General features: G+C 33.9%; 21 protein-coding genes. All 21 read right to left on the reverse strand.

The window, feature by feature from the left end; genetic code table 11:
* Complete coding sequence (locus tag LU635_RS02120) at positions 1-1,218, reverse strand: hypothetical protein (protein ID WP_240095708.1); 1,218 nt, start codon at positions 1,216-1,218, stop codon at positions 1-3.
* A gap of 2 nt (positions 1,219-1,220) precedes the next feature.
* The gene (locus tag LU635_RS02125) at positions 1,221-2,168 is read right to left on the reverse strand and encodes a GNAT family N-acetyltransferase (protein WP_240095710.1); all 948 of its coding nucleotides are present in this window, start codon (positions 2,166-2,168) and stop codon (positions 1,221-1,223) included.
* Positions 2,165-3,277: a glycosyltransferase gene (locus tag LU635_RS02130; RefSeq protein ID WP_240095712.1), complete on the reverse strand. Its 1,113-nt coding sequence runs from the start codon at positions 3,275-3,277 to the stop codon at positions 2,165-2,167. The genes LU635_RS02125 and LU635_RS02130 overlap by 4 nt, the downstream gene beginning before the upstream one ends.
* Positions 3,278-3,310: 33 nt before the next feature.
* The gene (locus tag LU635_RS02135) at positions 3,311-4,423 is read right to left on the reverse strand and encodes a glycosyltransferase family 4 protein (protein ID WP_240095714.1); all 1,113 of its coding nucleotides are present in this window, start codon (positions 4,421-4,423) and stop codon (positions 3,311-3,313) included.
* 16 nt (positions 4,424-4,439) lie between these two features.
* The gene (locus LU635_RS02140) at positions 4,440-6,116 is read right to left on the reverse strand and encodes a glucosamine inositolphosphorylceramide transferase family protein (RefSeq protein WP_240095716.1); all 1,677 of its coding nucleotides are present in this window, start codon (positions 6,114-6,116) and stop codon (positions 4,440-4,442) included.
* Between the two features lies 1 nt (position 6,117).
* A complete protein-coding gene (locus LU635_RS02145; RefSeq protein WP_240095718.1) occupies positions 6,118-7,284 on the reverse strand; it encodes a glycosyltransferase family 4 protein in 1,167 nt (388 codons plus the stop codon).
* Between the two features lie 13 nt (positions 7,285-7,297).
* The gene (locus LU635_RS02150) at positions 7,298-8,170 is read right to left on the reverse strand and encodes a glycosyltransferase family 2 protein (RefSeq protein WP_240095720.1); all 873 of its coding nucleotides are present in this window, start codon (positions 8,168-8,170) and stop codon (positions 7,298-7,300) included.
* Positions 8,167-9,033, reverse strand: coding sequence for a glycosyltransferase (locus LU635_RS02155; protein WP_240095722.1), 867 nt, complete (start codon positions 9,031-9,033; stop codon positions 8,167-8,169). The genes LU635_RS02150 and LU635_RS02155 overlap by 4 nt, the downstream gene beginning before the upstream one ends.
* Positions 9,030-9,440 carry a GNAT family N-acetyltransferase gene (locus LU635_RS02160; RefSeq protein ID WP_240095724.1) on the reverse strand — a complete coding sequence of 137 codons (411 nt, stop codon included), beginning with the start codon at positions 9,438-9,440 and terminating at the stop codon, positions 9,030-9,032. Before LU635_RS02160 ends, LU635_RS02155 begins: the two co-directional genes overlap by 4 nt.
* A 54-nt stretch (positions 9,441-9,494) precedes the next feature.
* The gene (locus LU635_RS02165) at positions 9,495-10,691 is read right to left on the reverse strand and encodes an ATP-grasp domain-containing protein (RefSeq protein WP_240095726.1); all 1,197 of its coding nucleotides are present in this window, start codon (positions 10,689-10,691) and stop codon (positions 9,495-9,497) included.
* Between the two features lie 2 nt (positions 10,692-10,693).
* Positions 10,694-11,755 carry a DegT/DnrJ/EryC1/StrS family aminotransferase gene (locus LU635_RS02170; RefSeq protein ID WP_240095728.1) on the reverse strand — a complete coding sequence of 354 codons (1,062 nt, stop codon included), beginning with the start codon at positions 11,753-11,755 and terminating at the stop codon, positions 10,694-10,696.
* Positions 11,752-13,188 (reverse strand): lipopolysaccharide biosynthesis protein, encoded by a 1,437-nt coding sequence (locus LU635_RS02175; RefSeq protein ID WP_240095730.1) that lies wholly within the window; start codon positions 13,186-13,188, stop codon positions 11,752-11,754. The genes LU635_RS02170 and LU635_RS02175 overlap by 4 nt, the downstream gene beginning before the upstream one ends.
* Before the next feature lie 10 nt (positions 13,189-13,198).
* Complete coding sequence (locus tag LU635_RS02180; protein WP_240095732.1) at positions 13,199-14,281, reverse strand: hypothetical protein; 1,083 nt, start codon at positions 14,279-14,281, stop codon at positions 13,199-13,201.
* A 487-nt stretch (positions 14,282-14,768) separates the two neighbouring features.
* Positions 14,769-15,917: a dTDP-4-amino-4,6-dideoxygalactose transaminase gene (gene rffA / locus LU635_RS02185; RefSeq protein ID WP_240095734.1), complete on the reverse strand. Its 1,149-nt coding sequence runs from the start codon at positions 15,915-15,917 to the stop codon at positions 14,769-14,771.
* A 13-nt stretch (positions 15,918-15,930) separates the two neighbouring features.
* On the reverse strand, positions 15,931-16,812 hold the full coding sequence (locus LU635_RS02190; RefSeq protein WP_240095736.1) for a lysylphosphatidylglycerol synthase transmembrane domain-containing protein: 882 nt from the start codon (positions 16,810-16,812) through the stop codon (positions 15,931-15,933).
* Between the two features lie 45 nt (positions 16,813-16,857).
* Complete coding sequence (locus LU635_RS02195; protein ID WP_240095738.1) at positions 16,858-17,811, reverse strand: glycosyltransferase; 954 nt, start codon at positions 17,809-17,811, stop codon at positions 16,858-16,860.
* Between the two features lie 113 nt (positions 17,812-17,924).
* Positions 17,925-19,067: a sulfotransferase domain-containing protein gene (locus tag LU635_RS02200; protein ID WP_240095740.1), complete on the reverse strand. Its 1,143-nt coding sequence runs from the start codon at positions 19,065-19,067 to the stop codon at positions 17,925-17,927.
* Positions 19,057-20,202, reverse strand: coding sequence for an ATP-grasp domain-containing protein (locus LU635_RS02205; RefSeq protein WP_240095742.1), 1,146 nt, complete (start codon positions 20,200-20,202; stop codon positions 19,057-19,059). Before LU635_RS02205 ends, LU635_RS02200 begins: the two co-directional genes overlap by 11 nt.
* Positions 20,203-20,243: 41 nt before the next feature.
* Positions 20,244-21,128 carry a glucose-1-phosphate thymidylyltransferase RfbA gene (gene rfbA / locus LU635_RS02210; protein WP_240095744.1) on the reverse strand — a complete coding sequence of 295 codons (885 nt, stop codon included), beginning with the start codon at positions 21,126-21,128 and terminating at the stop codon, positions 20,244-20,246.
* Between the two features lie 39 nt (positions 21,129-21,167).
* On the reverse strand, positions 21,168-22,223 hold the full coding sequence (rfbB, locus tag LU635_RS02215; RefSeq protein ID WP_240095746.1) for a dTDP-glucose 4,6-dehydratase: 1,056 nt from the start codon (positions 22,221-22,223) through the stop codon (positions 21,168-21,170).
* Positions 22,224-22,227: 4 nt separating this feature from the next.
* Complete coding sequence (locus LU635_RS02220; RefSeq protein WP_240095748.1) at positions 22,228-23,484, reverse strand: sulfate adenylyltransferase subunit 1; 1,257 nt, start codon at positions 23,482-23,484, stop codon at positions 22,228-22,230.
* Positions 23,485-23,607 lie beyond the last annotated feature (123 nt).

A 23,607-nucleotide genomic window follows, 5' to 3' on the forward strand; every position in this document is an offset into this window, starting at 1 on the left:
TTATTCCGTTATGAGTTCTGGGTGCTCCCGTTTTTCTTTTAGTTTCTTTTTTAACCTTCTGAGCCTTATTAATTTATCATACTTCTTTTGAGCCAGGTAGTAATAAATCACAAAAAAGAGGAAATACATCACCATCGATTTTTGTCGCATAATGATTCCAAGGTTAGACATTACAAACGTCATGGCAAATGAGGCCATTAAAAAGATCACAAAACTCATCTTCACCAAAGCCGGAGATTTCTTTAAAAATTTTATAAACCTCAATGACAAGATTTTAATAAACAACAAAAGATAAATTAGATTTTCTACAGATGTTATTATTCCTAAAAGGTTTGGTGCATCGATAAATAGAGGCCTAAACCAGAAAGTAAAAAGTTTAAAAGGCAAAGGATATGACGACATATCCACCCCTGAACCGGCTGAACTTAGATCTTCAGCATTCTTTGATGATACAGCTTGAAAATCTTCGATTAAATTGTCGGAATTCTGAAGTCCCATCACCCCCAGGATCTTATCCTGGACTAAAATCAAAACACCTGTTAAACCTATAAAAACTAAAGCCTTTTGCCAGAATGGAATCTTTTCCTTTCCACTCATATTACCTAATACAGCTCCCACTGCAACGAACATGAAAACATGAGGTCTAATGTGAAAAATTATTAAAGAGCTTAGAACGAGGAGGAACAATCGTTTTTTAGGCTGTATAATAGCATAGGTAAACATCATTAAACCAAGAAAGATAGGAGCCCCCTTGCCAAGCGACGCAGTCCAAAAATGCATATTGGGAAAGAACAGAATAAGTGTAAATAAATCTATATTTTTAAAAACCTTTATATCTAAAGGAATTTTTTCCTTAAAAAAAAGATAGGCGTAAAAAAAACCAAGGTATCCCAACCAGGCAAAACTGAACATTAACATGTCATAGGAAAAACCTAGTTGAAAAAATGGATATGCCAGAAAATTTATAAATGTAGTATCAGTTCCGAACAGGCTGAACCAGCCTCCTCCATCATGCCTTACTAAATCTTCATAATAACCGTGTGAATCGGACGGATTATTATAAGCATACCAGGTATAAACTCCGTAAAAAAAGCAATGGTAAATATACAGGAGATTTAATTTCTTTTTATCAAGAAAAGAATGGGATTTCTCATAAACACCAAAAAAGACCTGGTTCAGGATAAAATATAAAATGAATAAAAAAAAGACTCCTATCATCTTTAAAACAATTCTAAATCTCCTATACTATTATTCCAGTTCTCAATTTCTAATAACCTGGAATATTCGCTTTCCTTGAGGTTCAATTCGCGTACTGTAAGTATCGGGCCGTAGCCTCCTTTTAACATCAAGCCTTTTAATGGAAGTATGTCTGGGGCAAAACTTATCATGTGAGCCCCCAATTTTCGAGCCAGTTTCTTTATGGCTTTATTCAGGCCAGAGGATACTACCTTATCTTTTCTGTAAATACATTCAGATACACGGAACTCTCTAATTTTCCTTCTTTTTTTGATATATGAAGCTATATAAAAATCTTCTGTTGCCAGGACTTCATATTTTTGCAAAGGGTTTCGTTCATATCTCCAGCACAAGAACTCCCGGCTTTTAGGGGTAAATAACCTGCTTTCCCCCTCCATTTTATCATTCCAATTACTACAAAGTTTGTTAATACTTTCTTCAGAGTGAATATTTATTTCATAATTTCCAGAATGATTGCCTTTCGAAAGAAAAGAAGAAAAAGAGGGTTTTAAAGCAACATTTACATTACCAGCAATTTGCCATCCGATTTTAAGATAACCTGGTCTACTTTGATCATTAGGCGTATTAAAAATAAAATTATATCCTTGATCTTTCGCCACCTCCACGGCCTTTAATGTCAACTTCTTAAAAATACCACGCCCCTGGTATTCGGGATGAGTAGCAGTATCAACAGCCCTTAATGCACGGTAAACGAGCTTCTCTTTCTTCCATTCCCACCTCATAAAAGCCCTTACTCCAACAATTTTTTTATCCTCTTCTGCTACCAGCACAAGAGAAGTTCCAAATGGGTTCACGTCATGCTTAAAGTTCCAGATCTCCTCAGAAAGTGGCAGATCATTTTCTCCAAGACTGGCTTTAAGTACCTTAACTATCTCGGGAATATCTTTTGAACTGGCTTCTCTTATTATCATTTTTCAAGAACACTAATATAAGTCGATTCTAATTCGTTAACCATATTTCTCATACTAAAGCTATCCATAACCCTAGTTCTGGCAGCTTTCTGAAGTTTTTTTAAAAATGCCTGATCATTAATTACCTTAAGACATTGCTCAGCTAACCTTTGATGGTCATTTACTTCGCAAAGCATTCCCGATTCACCATCTAAAACCACTTCCTTTACTCCACCGGCAGCAGTAGAGACTATCGCACACTCCATACTCATTGCTTCTAGTAAAGCCACAGGCAAGCCCTCAAAGGATGAACTCATCATGAAAATATCCATAGCCGAAAAGTAAGAAACCGTATCAGTTTGCAATCCCGGGAAAACAAGTCTGGATTCCAGACCATGATCTTTGGAGAGAGCTTTTATTTTCAATTCTTCGGGACCTGCCCCCACCAAAATACCATATACATCAGGGTTTTGATCTACAATTATTTTAAAAGCTTTTAACCAGGCCGGAAGATTCTTTTGCTCACGGAAAACCGCAATATTTCCTATTACCACTGCCTCGGCAGGAATATTATATTGCTTTCTCATTTCGGTACCTTTTTTAGGGTTCCGTTTAAATTTATCGGTATTTACCCCATTTAATAGAGTTTTAACAGGAATATGAGGATTTATATTCTCATTTATAGATCTCGAAGCGTCTGCCGAAACCCCTAAAGCTGCGCTTTGCCAGTTAAAGCTTAATTTATTTAACAACTTAGTCACTTTATGATATCTTTCCTGTATATTATGTTCTGTATAAACCACAGGAATTCCCGTCTTCTTAAATATAAGCCTGGCCAAAAAACCAGACCATGGTAAATGAGCATGAATTAATTGGATATTGTTCTTCTGACAGTAATCTATCAACGCCGGATACTTGAAAATCAGCTCAATATTATTTTTTGCAGGAATACAGGTAACTTTTCCTCCCTTTCCTTCGATTTCCTTCACCATCTGGTTTTTCCACGGAAGAAAGTAAATATAATGAAATTCAAACTTTTCAGAATGAAGACCTAGAGTTTCAGGCAATAACATTTCGGCCCCTCCTCTACCCAATGATTTTATAATATGTAGGACTTTAATTTGTGGCATAAAATTTTTTTCTGAAATAAAATGGAGTTTAGATTAATTATTTTTATTTACTAATTGTATATACAGGGTTTCAAACTTCTGAGCATTTTTCAATGGATTGAAATCCCTCTCCACTAATCTAAAAGCATTCTCTCCCATACGATTTTTTAATTTTTCATCGGATAGTAAAGAAATCACTCGCATTTTAAATTCATTTTTATTAAAATCGTCAATTATAAAACCTGTTTCATTATCAATTATAACTTCAGAAACCCCTCCAACGTTAGTAGCCACACTAGGTACTTTTTGACTGGCAGCTTCCAATATCACTCCCGGAACCCCTTCAATTTTGCTGGCTAAAACCAAGCAATGAGCTTGAGTTAATAATTCAGATATATCCTTTCGAAATCCCAATAGTTTAATGGTGTCCTCCAGATTTCTTTTTTTTATTTTTTCTTTTATATCCTGATATGTCTCACCTTCTCCAACACATACCAATTTTATATGTGAAAAGCTCTTTTTAATATCAGAGAAGATATCCAGAAGAAAATTATGATTTTTCTCTGGACTGAAATTCCCAATATGCATAACAATTTTTTCGTTTGAGAAAAAGCCTAATTCACTTTTTAAATAAGACAGATCTTCTGGGCTTAATGATTTAACAGGTATTCCTCTTCTAATAACCGAGGTTTGTTCCTGCGGGTAGTCAAGCGTTTCTATCAGGTCTTGGATAGATTCAGAACCTACTGAGGTTACATGGTCAACTTTTTTAAAAAGGGTTTTATAAAAATTAAGTTTTAAAGAGCTGTCAATCCATTTACTAATTGTACTAATATTTCGGTAGGTTATATGAGTTTTTCTCGTAAAGAAAGAGGCGGCTACCGTAAATTTCAAGGTATCGGATCCGTTACATTGAATAACATCCGGTTTTTCACTATTTATAAGCTTAACTAAGTTCTTTATAAGTTGTAAAGAAGATAAGAGCGACTTATCGTTACTAAGATCTATATTTTTGCCTTTTTCTACTCTTAACACCTCTGAATCATTAAGATAGAGTCCAGCAAAAATGATCTCATGGCCTAATTTAATTAATTCATCACTCAAATTTGCAGCAAAAACCTCTGCTCCTCTATACTGCCTCTTTGTAACCAGCTGTAATATCTTCACCTCTTATAAATTTTATTTACCAAAACCTGGCTCGCCTGTATATTCCGTCTATAAAAGTCAATTTATTTTCAAAATTAAAGGTATGTACACCTTTGAGGTTATTATCCCAGTCTGGTAATACCATATCAATAATTGTTTCTTTATAATTCTCTTCAGTTAAAATCTCAATTTTATTAAAGTTAAGCCCATATCCGTAATGTTTAGAACAATTTTGAGAAGGCCTGTAGAGGTTCTCATTAAATTCAAAAATTTTCCCAGCAGGCCTGGCTCGTTTCACATCAGATATTATAGGATTGGCAGGATGACTTTTCCAGTTCTTTGAACAGAGGTTAGTAGAAGAAAATAGGAACAACTCATCATGAGATGACGCTCCGGCATTTTGCCGAATATTGGTAAAAAGCCAGTATAAATTATCTTTATAGATAATTGTTGAATCTACAGCATGAACATTTTCCATTAAGGTATCAGCAAATTCCCATTGGTATGGAAAATCTATACATTTATATAGATCTATGCGTTTGGTAGCATTGCATTCAGGAATCATATAAATTTCATCTTCCACTTCAAAAATATTAGGATAAGAAAGATGATGTTCGTTTTTCAATACGACTTTGGGCTGAGAATAGTTTCCTTTTGAATCCATTTCGAGTACCGAAATATGACCATTATTCTCAGAAAAGAACAACTCTTCTATAAAAATATAATAGTTACCATTTTTCTGAACTACAAAGGGATCTGCCCATATACGATCTTTAGGTGGAATAATTTTTTTAAACTGATAAAATGCTGTGGAAGGTTCAGGCTTAGTTGAAAATCTATATAGTAAGATCCATTGATCAAACCAGAAAATATCTTTTGATCTTATTCGCGTTTCCCGAATAATTTTTCTAAAAATCAATTTTAGCATTTTAAAATTACCCGGATCTTTATATAAGGGCTTATCGTAAAATTGAAGTTCCGCATTTTCATATGATGCTTTTTTAAAAAACTCTGATCCACCTACCAACCATAGTTCTTTCAATTTTGCAGGCAAAAAAGAAAGTGCCTTCCAGTAATAGTTATTGGTATTTCGGTTAACACTAACCCTATCTGTGAGAGAATAAGATTTAAATAAATTTAAGCCTCCATCCAAATCTTCAGTAAGAATTTGAAGCACTACACCGGTCTCCGGTTCATTATTCATTACTTCCCAAAAACCAGGGGGTCCTCCTCTATTAACCTTATTATCTCCATGATGAAATGACCAGATACCATAATTTGCAGCAGTTAATATATCACCTCTAAGAATTCTGAATCCTAGCCTGACCAAAACATCTACCTTATACTTTTTAATTTTTTCGACATCCTCCTTTATAATATAGTCACTGTATTTTGTTTGTCTTGGGGTTGTCGCGATTACTGGCACATCTCCAATACTGTCCTGTATATTCTTTCTTTGAAAAGCATCGGGTGAAACTTTAAATATCTTTCTGTCTAATTTTCTATAAAGTTTATAAAGTATCTTATTAGAATCTTCAAATAAGGCTTTCAGTTTATTTGAAGGAGTCCCGGTTTTTGCTTCATTTTTAATCAAGACCACAATCTCTACATAATCACTATTTTTAAGCTGCCTTATCATTTCGTAGGTCCATGCAGGGACAAGAAAGCTATTTAAAAGTAAACCTACTTTTATTTTATTACCGCTTTGTCTCATTTTACTTATCCTTCATTTGATCTATATTAGTTTTTATAGCAGTCCTATAAAAATCCTCATATACCTGAGAGATCAATTCTATATTAAATTTTTCAGATGCAATTTTAAAGGCTTTTTCTGACCTTTCTTCTAATCTTGGAAGATTGGATATGGCAAAAGAAATCTTTTCAAGCATATCCTTCCTGTTGCCAACTTCGAAAATAACAGCAGATGTTTCATCGATGCATTCTAAGTTTACCGGAATATTAGAAGTACATATAACAGTATTTGAGATCATAGCCTCTATTAAAGCTCCCGGGAGTCCCTCAAGATAGGTTGGAAAAATGAACACATCTGAAAGAGAGAGAAGTTCAGGTACATCTGACCTATTCCCCAACAGGAAAACTTTATCTTTTAGACCTTTTTCCTGTATCATTTCTTCCAATTCCCTTCTTCTATTTCCTTCTCCCGCTACTAATAGTACAATATTAGGAAAGGAATTAAGAAGATGTGGCATGATTTCTATGATATCGGCCTGACCTTTTGTTTTTATCAATCTACCTACATTGATCAATATTGTTTTGCCCTGTAAATTGTATTCATCAATAATAGCATTTGATATTTCAGAATCAAAAAACCGGCTTAATTTCTTTACATCCCTGCCTCTATAGATTACCTTCACCTTTTTGGGGGGTATATTTAGTGCTTTGCACATACTGAATTTTATAGTTTCAGAATTAGAGATGAAATAATCAACTTTAGAAACGGTATTACGGTCCCATAACTGAATTAGCCTTCCTTTAAATTTCCTAAGGAAATTATATTCTTCGAATTTTTCTTGAGAATACGAATCACTTACAAAACTATTAACCAAGGGAATGTGCGGATAGTACTTTTTTAACCTTCTCGTGACAATTTCAGAGCGAAAAAGTGTAGCATGTATTATGTCCGGTTGCTCAAGATCATATATTTTTTTTAATCTTTCCTGAGCCAATTTTAAATTCCAGGAGCCAGGGAGGTTTAAAGAATGTACCTTGATTTTATTTTTAAGAAAATCATTTTTTAAAGCATTCTCGGAATAAATATGGACGAACACAGGAACTATCTCCTTAAAGTTTTTTGAAATTTCCAAGAGGCTTTTTTCTGCTCCCGCATTATATAGGGTATCGATTACAAATAATACTTTCACACCTTGTTAAGCTTTAAGATTTTCTTTCCCATTTATAACTGCGAATTGGTGGAATATAGCTAATAAGAAGGCTCAAAAATGAGTCAAAACCCGGTTTTTTCAAAAATAGTTTTTTAAGTATGACCCTCCCCCTTTTAATTTTATTAATTCTTATAGAGTTTATTGCTGCTTGCTTAAGAAAAGCGTATTTGTTAAAATGTAACACTCCGTTATAATAATATTTTTTATATAAATATAACCCCGCATGTGCCCTGTCCCTATCTCTTAAATAAGTTTTCTCGGGGAACTCTTCAAGATTATACTTTAAATTACATTTGTTTATAGATAATATTTTTAATTTATTAACCTTACTATATTCAAGAGCTCTGGCCATAAGCTCCCAATTTTCACTGTGCTTCAAATTAATATCATAACCCTTTATTCCTTTAATTACTTTCTGGTGTAGCAAAAAAGAGCCGGGAATATTTTGGTATTTATAGTTACTTATATTTTTATTTATTCTGGGTAGTCTATCCTTGCCCTTTATAAGTTTTATACCACAACTGACTATTCCTACTTCAGTAGTATCCTTAATAATTTTGTAAAAATCTTCTAACCACCTCGAAGTAACTTCATCATCACTATCTAAAAATAAGACATACTCCCCTTGGGCGCAATCAATACCCCTGTTTCTGGCCATAGAAACCCCGGAATTCTTCTGGTAAACGTACCGGATTCGCGGATCATTTTGAAACTCCGTAACAACTTCAGAAGTATGGTCAGTAGAACCATCATCCACAATAATCAACTCCCAGTTCTCAAAACTCTGCTTTAGCAAACTATTGACAGCGCGGGAAATTTTGTCTCCGTGATTGTACGTAGGAATTATAATCGAAAAAGTAATCATAATTTATAAGACCGATGTTTTAAGTAAAAAAATGCATATTTCAAGCCTTTTAAAATATGGTAATTCTTCAGATTACAGAATAAAATAGTTTTGTGTGCCATTTTAATCTTATTACTATAATATTCAGCGATCTCAAGATTATTATTTGAAATATGATAATCCCTGATGACCTGGTATGAAATAATTTTTGATTCTAACCTCTTTAGTTTACTGGTCATGCTCCAGACTCCACCTTCATGTACCCGGTAACAGGCGGGTTCAACTTCTACATAACCTCCTTTTCCTTGAGTCCCCAGAACACTAATTAAAAAGGTATCCCCATTTGTTATATTCTCTATTTCAACTGGAATAAAACCCAATCTCCTGTAACACAGCGTTAAAGGTAAAGGCTGATTTCCCTTCATAAGAGCTTCCCGAGACAATTCTTTTGGCGGATTTCCATTTGCGAATTTGCCCAAGACCTTTCCTTTTACATCTATAGAAACTGCATCATGATAACAAAGAATATACTCTGGATTCCTCTCCAAAAACTGAACCTGTTTTTTAAGTTTAAAAGGGTCATTCCAGTAATCATCCCCTTCGCAAACTGCTATAAATTTCCCCGAGCCAGTATTATATGCTTTAATATAGTTACGATTAGCTCCCAGATTCATTTCATTCTTAAAATATTTTATGAGAGAACCTCTGGGATGATCTCGAATGATCTTATTAACAACTTCATGTGTTTTATCAGGGGAATTATCATCAGCTATAATTAATTCAAAATTAAAATCTGTTTGTTGTTCCAGCACACTATTTATAGCCTGTCCTATAAACTTTTCATGTTTATAGGTAATCATTATGACACTAACTCTCGGAATCATAGTAATTTCTTAATCATAAAGATTCTTTGCTCTCTGTCTTCTACAGAAGAAAATCCCCGTTGATGGTAAAATTTCAATGCCTTTTCATTGTTTTTGATTACCTCCAGACCGAGTTCCCTGAAATCATTATTTTTAAGGTATGCTATAGAACTGTCTAAAAGGATTTTCCCCAATCCTCTATCCCTGTATGACTTTTTTACACCAATGAAAGAGATAAAACCTTTTTTACGCTTCTTATCGTTGCCATAAAATGCTATGCACCCAACTAAGTCCTCATGAGAATACTGTAAAATGACTTCAGCATTTCCCAAGAGTCTGTTCACATATTTTTCAATACTTTCCTCAATTAATTCACCGTTGAACTCCAAATTTATTTCTGTGATCAATTTGATTAGATCTTCTTTCATTGTAACTTAATTTAAATCTTCATTACCTATTTTCTCATTGCATTAAACCCTTATTCAGGAAAGATTTATTTTAATTAATTTATCCCGATTCTCCATTAAATGTTCAATTTGTTCGGTGGTATCAAAATTAAAAATCAATGTCCCAATAGCATAATTTGCTGAAGAAAATGGATAAATTCTATCCCCAATATCTACCCACAAATCCTTTTCTTTAAGGTATGGGTTTAGAGATGAATGAATTTCCATTCCAGCAAATTCACCCTCATCCTTACTGTAAAGGATTAATTCGCACCAATTTCCTTTATAATTCACTTTTTCATTCATGGAAATCTGTTCTCCCATCGCTCCTTGAATCGCATAACGAATAAGGTTTAGCCCAGACGCATTTTTTACCATTTCCGATAATCGATTTCCTCCACCTCTGGGAGACACTTCCATTATGTATGGTAGTCCATTAAGTCCCACCCTTACCTCAATATTAAAAAGAGAAGTCCCCAAATTAAGAAGACTTATTAATCTTTGAAGTTCCCTTTCGAGATAGTCCTGGTCTTTAGTTTCCATACTTGATGGCCAGCTATAAGCAGAAGGAGTGTAAGGGTTTTCAGAATTAGCATTGAAATATTGATTTGAAAAGGTCACCACTTCTAAATTACCATTAAGTGAAAAACCGTCAGAATCAGAAGCATAGTCTTTAACTTCAATAAACTCTTCAACAATAAAAGTATTTGAAACAGAATTGAGAATCGCTGATCTAACAGCATATTCAAGTTCCTTCATACTAGTTACTTTCGAAACTCCTTTACTACCCGCCGAATCAACCGGCTTAACGATTAGTGGAAAATTAAATTTAGAGATATTATCAACTGCGGCTGAATAAGTATGGAAAGTTTTTGCCAGTGGGACATTGAAACCATATTCTTTAAGAAAAGACCTGAAAAGACCTTTATTTTGAAGAATCTCCACAGATTTTAATGGACAGCCCGGTAATCCCAGCTTTTCGGCAACATAAGCAGCCGTAAGTACTCCAGGGTCTACCGCAAACGACATTATCCCGTCTATTCCTAATTTCTGAGCCAATTTGAGTACAGCAATTCTGTCTGTAATACTAATATTATGGTACTCGTCAGAATATTGATGTGCTATATTTTCGGGTAGATAATCGCAGGTAATTGTATAATAACCTAATTCTTTAGCTTCTTTAATTACAGGGAGTAAGTAACGAAGTCCTCCTAATAACAATAATTTCTTCATAATCAAATACAGTCTACGATCAATTTAAGGTCCGTATCTTTCAAACCTTTATACAAAGGCAGGCATAAAATTCTTGAAGAAATATCTTCTGATATTTCCATTTTAATTTTTCCGGCAAAATCTACTGTATTCAAGGATGGATAGAAATATCTGCGTGGATATATATTTCGATCTTTTAACCTTTTAAGAGATCTAAGAAGAGCATCTTCCGATTCCAGTATTACCGGATAATAACTATAATTCCATTCTGTTTTCTCCCGGATCTTTAGTCTCTGCATCCGGGAAAAGTCCAGGTTCCGGTCATAGAACTCCACTACATATCTTCTGGCTTCCATTATATCTTCCATATAGGGCAACACACTTAAACCCATCGCAGCCTGAAGTTCACTCATCTTGGCATTGATACCAACCCCATAAAACTCTTCTGGACCCTTATGACCAAAATTATGACCATAAAATAATTCCTCGTGAAGCTTAGCATTTTGAGTAAAAAAAGCACCTCCTTCACCAGTATGAAAAATTTTGGTAGCATGGAAGCTACAGGTACTTAAATCTCCATAGTTAAAAATACTTTGACCATCATATTCAACTCCAAAACAGTGAGCAGCATCATATATTACCTTAAGTTTATGTTTTTCAGCAATATTTTCTATTAATTCAATTGCGCAGGGATTTCCGAAAACGTGAGTTGCCAAAATAGCGGTAGTCTTTGAAGTAATAGCAGACTCTATTGTAGACTCATCAATAGTTAAATAATCAGGATCAATATCTACGAAAACGGGGGTGCAATTTTCCCAAATTATAGCAGATGTAGTCGCTATATAACTAAAAGGAGTAGTGATCACCTCTCCACCATTAGCCAGAACCTTTAAAGCAATTTGAATGGGTAATGTTCCATTCGTAGTTAATGTCAAATAAGGAACTTTAAACCTGTTCTTTAATTTCATTTCCAACTCCTGAACCAGTTCCCCTCTGTTGGTAAGCCATTCGTTCCCCCATATACGGCGAAGATGTTTTCTGTATTCCTTCAAAGGCGGGAAAAAGGTTTTAGTTACATTGATCATTTATTAAAGACTAAAATTCTAAGTTGCTCATATAGTTTTTTCTCGAAAGCATAGCTTAGCGGCAAATATATAACTCCAAAGTTCAGCATTCCAGCTATTATTCTTATAATATCCTTAAAATTCTTTAGCAAATAGAAATCAACCATATAACAGCTAAGCCCAGCCAAGCCTGCAAAAATTAAAATAGGAATAAGATCTTTTGTTTGATCTATGGCAGAATAGGAAATGAACCTGCCTGTATATTGAGAATTAATGAAAAAGCCAGCCAATGCAATAATTACCTGCCCCCAGAGGAGAGCATAAATCCCAAAGGGGATTGTTGATACTATAACAAGTGTTATAATGATTTTTTTTATTATTTCCAGTTTTAGAAACAGATCACTCCTACCCTTAACTTTTAAAACATTTAAATTATAAGCATTTATCGGATAAAGAATTCCTACAATGCACAAAATTTGAAAGTAGGGAACTGCAGGCAACCATTTCGCCGTAAATAAAAACCTAAATAAGGGTTCGGCTATAACGCTTAACAACACCATAGTAGGAGCAATAATAAATAAAACAAGTTTCATTAAACGACTATAGACATCTTTTAAGCGCACGTCATCCTCCTGGATCTTCGAGAATAGTGGGTATGTAACCTTATTTAAGGCAGAAGAAAGGTTTTTAATAGGTAATTGCTTCATGGTTTCCGCCCTGGTGAAATATCCTACTTGGGCAGGTGCAAAGAATTTCCCTATAATTATCAAATATGCATTATTAAATAAAGTATTCAACAAGCCAGATGCCGCCAACTTAAAACCAAAACTAAAATGTTTTTTAAAGAGTTTGAGACTAAAAGAAAAATTTGGTCGCCAGGAGGAGAAAATCCAAAATAATATAGCGCTAACAAAACTCATAACAATTTGACTCCATACCAAACTCCAAACCCCATAATCCAGATAAGCCAAAGCTATTCCTATCCCTCCACCAATTATGGTAGCAGGCAATGTTATAATCGTTTGGATTTTAAAGTTAAGATTCCTGGTAAACCTTGCCTGTTGCACGGCCGAAAATCCATTGATTATAAACACTATACAATAAAGCCTTGTCAGTGAAATTAAGATAGGCTGATCATAAAAATCAGCTATATATGGTGCTCCCTGATAAATCAAAAAGTATATAACAAGGCTGGTAATTAGATTAAAATAAAAGACTGTGGAATAATCTGCATTTTCCAAATGTTGAGCACGGATGAGAGATTGTGTCAATCCGGATTGCACCATAGTTTGACCCACAGAGATAAATATGGCAATCATGCCTATCAATCCAAATTCTTCCGGCATTAAAACCCTAGCCAAGACCAGTGAGACTCCAAACCCTACAATTTGATTTCCAAATTGCTGGGCAAATGTCCATACCATTCCCGCACGAGCTTGATTCCTTAAAGTCATATTTTACTTACTAATTATTGGAGTCTTCAAGCCTATAAATGGTAAATTCCGATAATTCTACTTTTCTTAAAATAAATTTATTACCAGTAAGCTTTTCCATCATTTCCTTTTTAAAAGGTCTTTCCTTATCTTCAAGAAGCAATAAGCTTTCCTTCGATATATCGTTATCTTCAATATAATTTAGGGTAAAATCATTAAATTTAAATTGGTAATAGGGTGGTTTAGCACCTGTAATCAAAACATACCCCCATAAATCTGGAGTAGACACCAAAACATTTTCCTCTCCCTTAAGATAAGGGTAGGCTTCCCTTAAATTTTCAATACGTTCGTTATCAAAATAAATCGTGGCATCTTTAAACTCAAAAGGGTGATTCTGCTCAATCATTTTATAGCCGCCTTCCCAAGCCGGCCTATAGGGGTAACTAAAGAATGATAAGGTTGCTATAATTACTGTTGCAATAAATCCTAATGTCAGAAGTTTCCCCTTTTTTGAGTTTAATTGAAGGCCCAAGTAAATACTTCCTACCAAAATGAAAGGAAAATAGAATACAGCTTTGATAAAAAGATTTACATCAGTTCCAAAAGAGGCGAAATAGGGTAGGACCAGTAATAAAATTGCATAATAAGTTTTAATAGTAATTTTATTCTTAACAGTATAAGCTATAATTAATCCTGCTAAAAAATAAAAACTTAATATAGGGAAAAGTGTATATTTGTGAATAATTCCATTATATATAGTATAACTCAAGAAAAGTAAGCTTGCGCTAAACAAGGTATATTTAACCCAACTTGGACGGGATAATTTTGTTGAAGCAATTGTAATTATAATTAACGGAATTAATATTCCTCTTAAAATTTTTTTATGCCAAATTATAAGTCCTGAAGAACCATGATCTTTATCATAATTAAGTGCTTCCATGGCCTTTAAAATACCAGAAATAAATTCCTGTGGGCTCTGTAAGAAGATAAAATAAAATAAAAATAAGGTCATTCCACCCAAGCAAATCCAAATAAACTGCTTCCAAAATTGCTCTTTATTGTTTAAAAATAAAAAAAGTAATAAAGGAACTATAAAAATATTATTTGTAATCATTACAAAAGTTAGACAGGCAAAAAAGAAGCCAACTATAAAAAGAAAAATATTCTTTTTATAAAAAAGGAACAAACTAAGACATGTGATTAAACCATTAAATATTAGCAGATTAATGGAGGTGTGATTAGGTGTAATACCAGAGGGGGAGTAAAGTGCGAATTGAGATATTACGCACCAAATTCCTAGCAATCTAGGTGATAAGGAAAAGTTTAAATATAACGCAGTAGTGTTCCCCATTAAATATGCACTACTTCCAGCAAAAAATATCAATAAATACTTAGTATGCACATAATTGTCCAGAATGAAGGGAGAATATAGTATGTTCCAATAAGTTGTTCCAATCTTCTCTATTCCAGGAATAGTTCGCAAAACGAAATAGGCTTCATCAGAGAAAATCATACCTCTATTCAAGGACCATAGAACTTGAAAAAGGACTAATACCAATAGGATAAGACTTAATATCCAGGAAAGTCGTGAATTAAAAATTTTAGATAAGTTCAAACTTAGTTTGTTTTATATTTTTAATAATGTTCTCTAAATCATTATTATTCAACGCCAAAAAAAATGGTAATCTTACCAAGACATTAGAAAAATGATCTGAATTAGGTAAAATTATATCCCGGCAATTCTTACTATAGAAATCACTTTTATGTAAACTTAAATAATGAAATACCGCATGAATATTATTTTTTTTAAGATGATCAATCAATGATTTTCTTTGCTTTCCATTTTTACATACTATATAGAACATATGTGCATTGTTAGATCCGTATGTAGGAATATAAGGTAGATGACATTTATTTATTTCAGCCCAGGATTGGAGTTCATTAAAATACTTATTCCATATTTCAATCCTCCTAAACTGGATTTCTTCTAATTCTTCCAACTGCGCCCAGAGAAAAGCAGCAATAATTTCAGAAGGCAAAAAAGAACTTCCTATATCTACCCAGCCATATTTATCTACCTCTCCTCTAAAAAAAGCTGACCGATTCGTTCCTTTTTCCCAGATAATTTCAGACCGCTCTTTAAACCTATCATCATTTACCACCAGCATCCCTCCCTCTCCTGAGATTATGTTCTTTGTTTCATGGAAAGAAAATGCCGCTAAGTGGCCTATAGTACCCAAAGCTCTTTTTATGCCATCCCGTCCAGTATAATAACTATCAATAGCCTGGGCGGCATCCTCCACTACAAAGAGATCATACTTGGCTGCAAGATCCATAATCTTATCCATATCACAGGCCACACCCGCATAATGCACTGGTACAATCACCCGAGTTTTTGAAGTTATTAATTGCTCTATTTTTTCCTCATCTATCCCAGGATGATCTTTCCGGCTATCGCAGAAAATAATTTTTGCTCCCCGCAACACAAAGGCATTTGCAGTAGATACAAAAGTATAGGAAGGCATGATCACCTCATCCCCTTCTTTAATATCTAAAAGTATAGCAGCCATTTCTAAAGCATCCGTACATGATGTAGTAAGTAAGCATTTCCCAAAACCAAAAGTATTTTGGAAATAATCATGACACATTTTAGTATATTTGCCGTTTCCGGAGAGTTTACCCGTCTTAACAGCATCATAAATATAATGTGTTTCTTTTCCCGTAAGATGTGGTTTATTAAATGTTATCATGGTTATTATTGTATTATTTTTCCCTTAAATAAATGAAATACCCGACTATCCCAATACACAATTTCGCTAAATAATTAAGGAGTGAAATAATTATTGCTATCGAAATATCTGCTCCGTACAAAACCAACAATCCAGAAAACGCCCCTTCTCTAACACCAAGTCCACCTAAAGATATTGGTAAAACTGTAGCCATATAAACCAAGGGCATAATAAATAAAAAAGCTGAAAATGAAACTTCCAATCCGAAATATTGGGTAAAAAGGAAAGCAATTATAATATCTCCCATCTGAGCAAATAAAGAAAGCCCAATTATTTTCCCCAAAAAAAAATAAGAAGTAGAATTTATGCTCTTATCAAGAATCCATTTAAAAATGGGAAGGCAAATTAGAACAAGGACCGGGGTTAATCTAAGTATCCAGATAGAAAAGTATTTACTCAATTTCATCTGTTCAGGAAAATTCATAAACAACAAACTAAAAGATAAAAGTAGAAGCAACCCATATATACCACTTAATCTTTCCGAAATAGTTATCAAACTAGCAGATTTTATTTTTATATTAGAAATTTTAGATATTCTCCGGATACGTACCACATCCCCACCAATAGCACCGGGAAGAAAGATATTGAAAAAAGAAGCAATTAAATAAAGTCTAAAAAGTTTTGAAAAAGACACCTCTATTTCAAATAACTTAGATAGCAATAACCTCCACCTATAAGACATTACTGCAATTGCCATAGAAACTAAGAAAACTGAAATTAAAAGAGGTAATAAAACATCAATTTTCAGGAGGGAAATTTTTGCCAGGTCTAAGCTAAAAATCAGAAAAATTATAAGTATAAAAGAAAAAAAAAGTTTTACAAAAAAATGCAATTTTTTTCGATATTTTTCTCTCATATATTTGAGTATTATGATAATTGTCCAAATTCTGATTTCAGGTAGCTAATTAGGATCTTGCTTTTCCTTGTTATTTCTTACCATGTCCTCCAGCTTAGGTTTTTGTTGCTCTCTAATTATTCTTATTAAATATTCCCCTATTAGGCCTAAAGCGAAAAGATTCAATCCTCCAAAAAAACTGATCAAGGATACCGTAGAAGCATATCCTGGAAAATTAATATCTATAAAAATTTTTCTAACAATAATCACTAATATGAACAATAAAGAGGCGCCAAAAATTAAAGCTCCCATTAGGCCTAAAGACTTAAGTGGTAAAGCGGAATAGTGAATCAAGTTATTCAAAGTAAGGTTAACAAGTTTGGTAATCGTATAATTACTTGTACCAAATTCTCTATTTTTATGTTCAACCTGAATATTTTTTATATTATTTGTTGAACTTATAATCAAACTAGAAAGAGCCGGCATTGCATTATAATTTAATACAATTGTTCGTGCTAATTCTTTAGTCATTATTCGAAAGGAAGATTTCACCAATCCCTCTGGCTTATTGAGAAATACCCTGTCAATCTTATTTACAATATAACTTCCTAAATTCCGCCATAAACTATGTTTTTTGTTTTTAAAGGAAGGCACCGCAAAAATTGCTTCAGTATCTTTATTTTCTTTCATTGCCCTTATCAACTTTGGAACTTCTTCAACCGGATGTTGAAGATCATCATCCATTGTTAGAACATACTCTCCACTAGCTCTACTCATACCTACTAATAAAGCTAATTGCTGCCCTTGATTCCTCCTCAATGTCACCGTCGATACATTATTGAACTTATTACTGATTTTTTCAAGAGTTCTTTGTGTATCAATAAAACAAGGACTGTCATTTACAAAAATTAACTCAAAACGAAAATTCTCCTTTGATTCCAGGATAGCAAATTTCTCCGCTATAGTCTCTAAACTTTTAGTGCTTTTATATACAGGTATAACAACTGAATAGTGTCTCATTTTTATATCTTATTTTGGTTAAATATTGAAAAAAATCCCAATAAAAAACCTCTTATCCCTCGCAAGGAATACAAACATTTAAAGTTCTCTTTATAATTTAATAATGAGAATTCTTAAGTTTTATCGTAAGATTCCTTTAAAACATTGAAATTCTCCTTACTGAAAAAAAACATTTGAATATTTTCTTTAGATGGGTGTTCTTCTAACAAGAAGTTGCGTCTCATTTTCTCTAACCCTAATTCCTTTGGATTAGTACTCATATTCTGATCTAAATTTTGTTCCACTACCTTAAAAGGCTCTTGAAATAGCACAGGAAAATCTTCATTTACAGTATTTTTATAACCTAGTGCTTTCATCTCTGGACCACAGATATATTCAATGTAGTTAATAGTGGTTTCATTCAGATGATCAAGATATTTTCCTGTATTTGATGAATTAATACCTCTATGTTTTCCAGTAGAAGAATTTCCAGTCCATTCTTTTCCATCTTTATCCTTAATAGTTTCATTCCAAATATCTCTCTCAAAATCACTTACTCCAAGAAAGTTTGTCAATTTGCCAAGGCATATACCAGTATCTTGAATAAAATCTTCATAGCGTAGAAAAAAGAAATTTGGATGATCTTTAAAAGTATTAACGATGGCCACACTTTTACGCCAATTTCTAAGATGGAACAACGTTGGACGCACATGACCTGCATATTCAGAACCCTTTCCAACATTTATAGAAGTAAAAACATCTCTCGGATCTCTGACCACAATAATAATCTTGCAGTTATGGTTTAAAAAAAATTCCGTGAACTCCTCAATAATAATTTCCTTTGAACCAGCTGCTGCAACTTGAGAAGATAAAGAAAAATGAGAAATCAAATCCTTATATATTTTTTGGAGCTTAAACTCAGAAAACTTTCTTTTTAAAAACTCTGACTCCCGAAGGTCCGTCTTTTGCCCAGTCCAGCCTTCCATTTCTTTCAGAACGCTAAAGATTTTATTTCTTCCTATAGATTGATTAGAAAGAAATTGTAAAAAATCTTGTCTAGTATATCGGGTTTCGTTGAAAAGATTATTAAGAGGATATTGAATGTCCTTACAATTTAAACTTAGTAAAAACTCTTTTTTAAATAGACTGTATATTTTTGGTATGGGTTGTGAAAGAGCCATGATTTCCGGATGTTCATTTAAAACTTTTTCAACTAAAGTTGTACCTGAACGGGCCATACCAGTTATTAAAAAATATGTTCTTTTCTTATTGTCCATAAGTAATTTTTCTGTCGGCTTTATATATTACATAACCTGATCGGTCTTCACTACTATTCAGATGAGTCATGTTTTCTTTGAAAATTTCGTATTTATAAATAACCGAGCTTTGTGAATTTATAAATTTATGGACCCAGGGTCTATTTTGGGTAAGAAAATGGATACCCGCAAAATGTTTTTCTCGGTGAGGCATTAAATCAGGCTGTCTACCCAATGAAACTTGGATACTTGCTTTTAAAAGGTCAATTCCTGAAGAAAGCTCAATCAGAGTTGAACCGATAAAATCCCCTCCCATTCTTCCAGCAACTTCAACAATTGTAATATTTTTTCTACTATCCAAAATCAGTTCTGTATGGCTGACGCCATTTTGTATTTCTAAAGCATCAAGGGCTCGAATTGTTTCTGAAAAAATATCTGCCTCATTTTTTTTATTGATTTCTGCCGGTTGATGGTGTTCTACTTCAATAAAATAAGGTGGTCCAGTTGTAACTTTCTCGGTAATTGCAAGTGGTAAATGTTTACCTGAAAAGGATATAAATTCTACAGAATACTCCTTCCCTTCTATAAACTCCTCAGCTATGGCACATTTTTTAATACTTTCTTTTAATGCTTTTTGAATAGCTAAGTTAACATGTTGAGTTTCTACTACTTTTGTGACTCCCCGAGATCCAGACCGATCTGTGGGTTTAACTATAATGGGGAACTTCAAATTCTCTGATTTGGAAAAGATAGGATCTGAGAAAAATTCAAAATTTGGAGTTTTAAGTCCCGCTTTTTTTAACTTCTTCCGCATTTCAAACTTATCAGTAGAAAATCTAGTAGATCTTAAAGAGTTTCCTGTCAACTTCATTTTTTCTGCCACAAAATTTACTGTAGGCATAGCCAAATCCGAAGCGATCGAAATTATCCCATCAATTTTATTTTTTCTACAAATAGCTAAAATTTCCTCCTTTTCGGTAATAGAAATTGGGTAATAAAAATCACAAATATCCTCTACTACATTTCCTTTAGGCCATGCAAAAACATGACTCTCGACACCCATGGCCTTAGCTTTTTCAACTAGAGGTTTCTGCAAATATGAAGCGCCTATTATTCCTATCTTTTTACCTTGAACTTCTACATCCATTTTCTTCATAAGGTAATTATTGAATATCTAAAAAGTTCCCTGAAAAATCATTATCCCTCTGCTCCTGCATTATAATCATTGACAATTATTTTTAAATAATCACCATATTTGCTTTTCCCATACCGGGAAATTGCAGCAGCAAATTTTTCCTTGGTTATAAATCCTCTTTCCCAGGCCACCTCTTCTATACAACCTATCATCGTACTTTGGCGGTTCTGTAAGACCCTGATAAATTCTGTAGCATCATCAAGGGATTCAACGGTACCTGTATCAAACCAGCTCATACCTCTTGTCATAACTCCTACTTCTAGTTTACCGGCAGCGAGGTACATTTGATTTATAGTTGAGATCTCTTTTTCTCCCCTGGCAGATGGTTCTACTTGTTTAGCAAATTCTACCACTCTATTATCATAAAAATACAGACCGGGAACCGCATACTTTGATTTAGGCTTCTCAGGCTTCTCTTCAATGCTAACGGCTTTTTTATTAGTATCAAACTCTACCACTCCATATCTTTTGGGATCTTTTACCGGATAAGCAAAAATGGAAGCTCCATCTATATCAATTTTACTTCGTATTAAACTACCTAAACCATTGCCGTGAAATATATTATCTCCTAAAACGAGGGCTACCTTATCATTTCCTATAAATTTTTGCCCAATTGTAAAAGCCTCGGCTAACCCTTTTGGTTCCTCCTGAACTGCATATTCAAAGTTACATCCAACATGCGATCCATCTCCGAGTAGTTTTTTAAATGCGTCCTGATCATGAGGAGTAGTGATGAATAGAATATCTTTAATCCCTGCCAGCATAAGAACCGATAGAGGATAATATATCATAGGTTTATCGTATACTGGTAATAATTGCTTACTAACTGCAATTGTAATTGGATAAAGTCTTGTTCCGGAACCTCCGGCTAAAATTATTCCTTTCATATATTTTGGGATTTTACTGATAAAAGAGGATTAATAGGTTTATTTTAAATATTGTTCTTTATAATAATCCTGATAAGCACCGCTAGTTAAATTATTCAACCAGTTTGCATTTTTCAGGTACCAATCTACAGTTAATTCAAGTCCTTCTTCAAAAGTAACAGATGGATGCCAACCAAGTGTCTTATTTATTTTTGTGGCATCTATTGCATATCGTTTATCGTGTCCCGGACGATCCTTCACAAAAGTGATTAGCTTAGCCGATTCACCCGGATCTCTGTCCAGTTTCTTATCCATAATTTTACAAAGCAATTGAATTAGATCTATATTCTGCCATTCATTAAACCCTCCAATATTATAAGTGTCTTTAATTTTGCCTTTGTGAAATGCCAGATCAATTGCTCTTGCGTGATCTATTACATATAACCAGTCTCTGGTATATTTTCCGTCTCCATAAACCGGTAACGCTTTGCGTTCTACAATATTATTAATAAATAAAGGAATTAATTTTTCCGGAAACTGATTTGGGCCATAATTATTAGAGCAATTGGAAATAATATAGGGCAGATTATAGGTTTCACCATATGCTCTCACAAAATGATCTGAACTGGCCTTTGAGGCGGAATATGGCGAATTAGGATCATAAGAAGTCTTTTCAGTAAAAAGACCGGTCTCTCCCAAGGTTCCATAAACCTCATCGGTACTGATATGATAGAATAACTTATTTTCAAGATTATCCTCCCATAATTTTTTGGCCGAATTTAATAAATTCATCGTCCCAATAACATTGGTCTTTACAAATGCCAATGGGTCTGTTATAGATCGATCTACATGAGACTCTGCTGCCAAATGAATAACAGAATCAAATTGATGTTCTGTAAACAAACGCTCCATCTCTTCTTCATCATTAATATCAGCCTTTAAAAATGTATAGTTATCAGAATCCTCAATATCCTTTAAATTTTCAAGATTTCCTGCGTAAGTCAATGCATCCAGATTATATATTTTATAATCCGGATATTTATTTACAAATATCCTTATAACATGGGAACCTATGAAACCAGCCCCTCCAGTAATTAAAATTTTCTTTTTACTCATATAATTAAATAATCATCCCCGCTGCAACGGTTTCATTCGTATTCTCATCTATAAGTATGATACTTCCGGTATTACGATTATCCCTGTAACTATCAAGCATAAGCCTACGGGTGGTCCTTACCTTTACCCTGGAAATATCGTTCATGGTAAGATCTTTATCCTCTGTATTTCGATTATAGGAATTAATATCGATCTTATAGACTACTTCTTTGATCATAGCTCTTTGCTCATTAGTAGTGTGCATTACAGTGTATTTGGCACGTGGCCTGGCAGGCTCATTATGAAGCCAGCAAAGCATAATATCAAACTCCTGTTCCGCTTCGGGCTGATTATTTTTTTTAACAATCATATCCCCCCTGCTAACATCTATATCATCCTCTAAAGTAATAGCTATAGACATAGGCGCATAAGCTTCTTCAATATCATCTCCCCCATTATTTATAGATTTGATCCGGGAGGTAAAACCTGAGGGCAAAACAGCCACTTCATCACCTACTCTATAGATCCCACTCGCAACTCTACCTGCATAGCCTCTATAATCTCTATGTTCATCGTTTTGTGGTCTTAATACAGTCTGAACCGGAAATCTAGCATCTATCTTATTAATATCACTACTAATATGAAGTGTTTCAAGAATGTTCAAAAGCGTTCCTCCCTGGTACCAATCCATATTCTCAGATCTATTAACAACATTATCCCCCAATAGAGCACTAATTGGAATAAAACGTACATCCTTTACCAGAAGCTTAGATGAAAATTCTTCAAACTGGCCTATAATTTCATTAAATCTCTCTTCAGAATATTCTACAAGGTCCATTTTGTTTACACACACAATAAGGTGCGGAATGTTCAATAAGGAAGCTATAAAGGAATGTCTTTTGGTCTGCTCGATTACTCCATGCCTTGCATCTATAAGGATTACCGCTGCATTTGCAGTTGAAGCCCCAGTCACCATATTGCGTGTATACTGAATATGTCCGGGAGTATCGGCAATTATAAATTTACGTTTAGGAGTAGTAAAATACCTGTAAGCAACATCAATAGTGATGCCCTGCTCTCTCTCATCCTTGAGTCCATCTGTGAATAAAGCCAGATCAACCCCATCATGCCCCTTCCTTTCACTAGTAGCGCTTACCGATTCTAGCTGATCTTCAAATATAGATTTAGAATCAAAAAGAAGTCTTCCGATGAGGGTGCTTTTGCCATCATCCACACTTCCTGCCGTAGTAAATCTTAATAATTGATTATTATTTATTTTCATTTCTTATAACATTTAGCTTTAAGCGATAAGCTCCAAGCCTATTATTTTATCTAAATAGTACTCTTATTTAGAGTCCGGATTCAGATCCAGGTACAGAGTTTTTATATTTTTTAAAATCCATGT

It is taken from the genome of Christiangramia crocea (assembly GCF_022410465.1).
GTDB lineage: Bacteria > Bacteroidota > Bacteroidia > Flavobacteriales > Flavobacteriaceae > Christiangramia > Christiangramia crocea.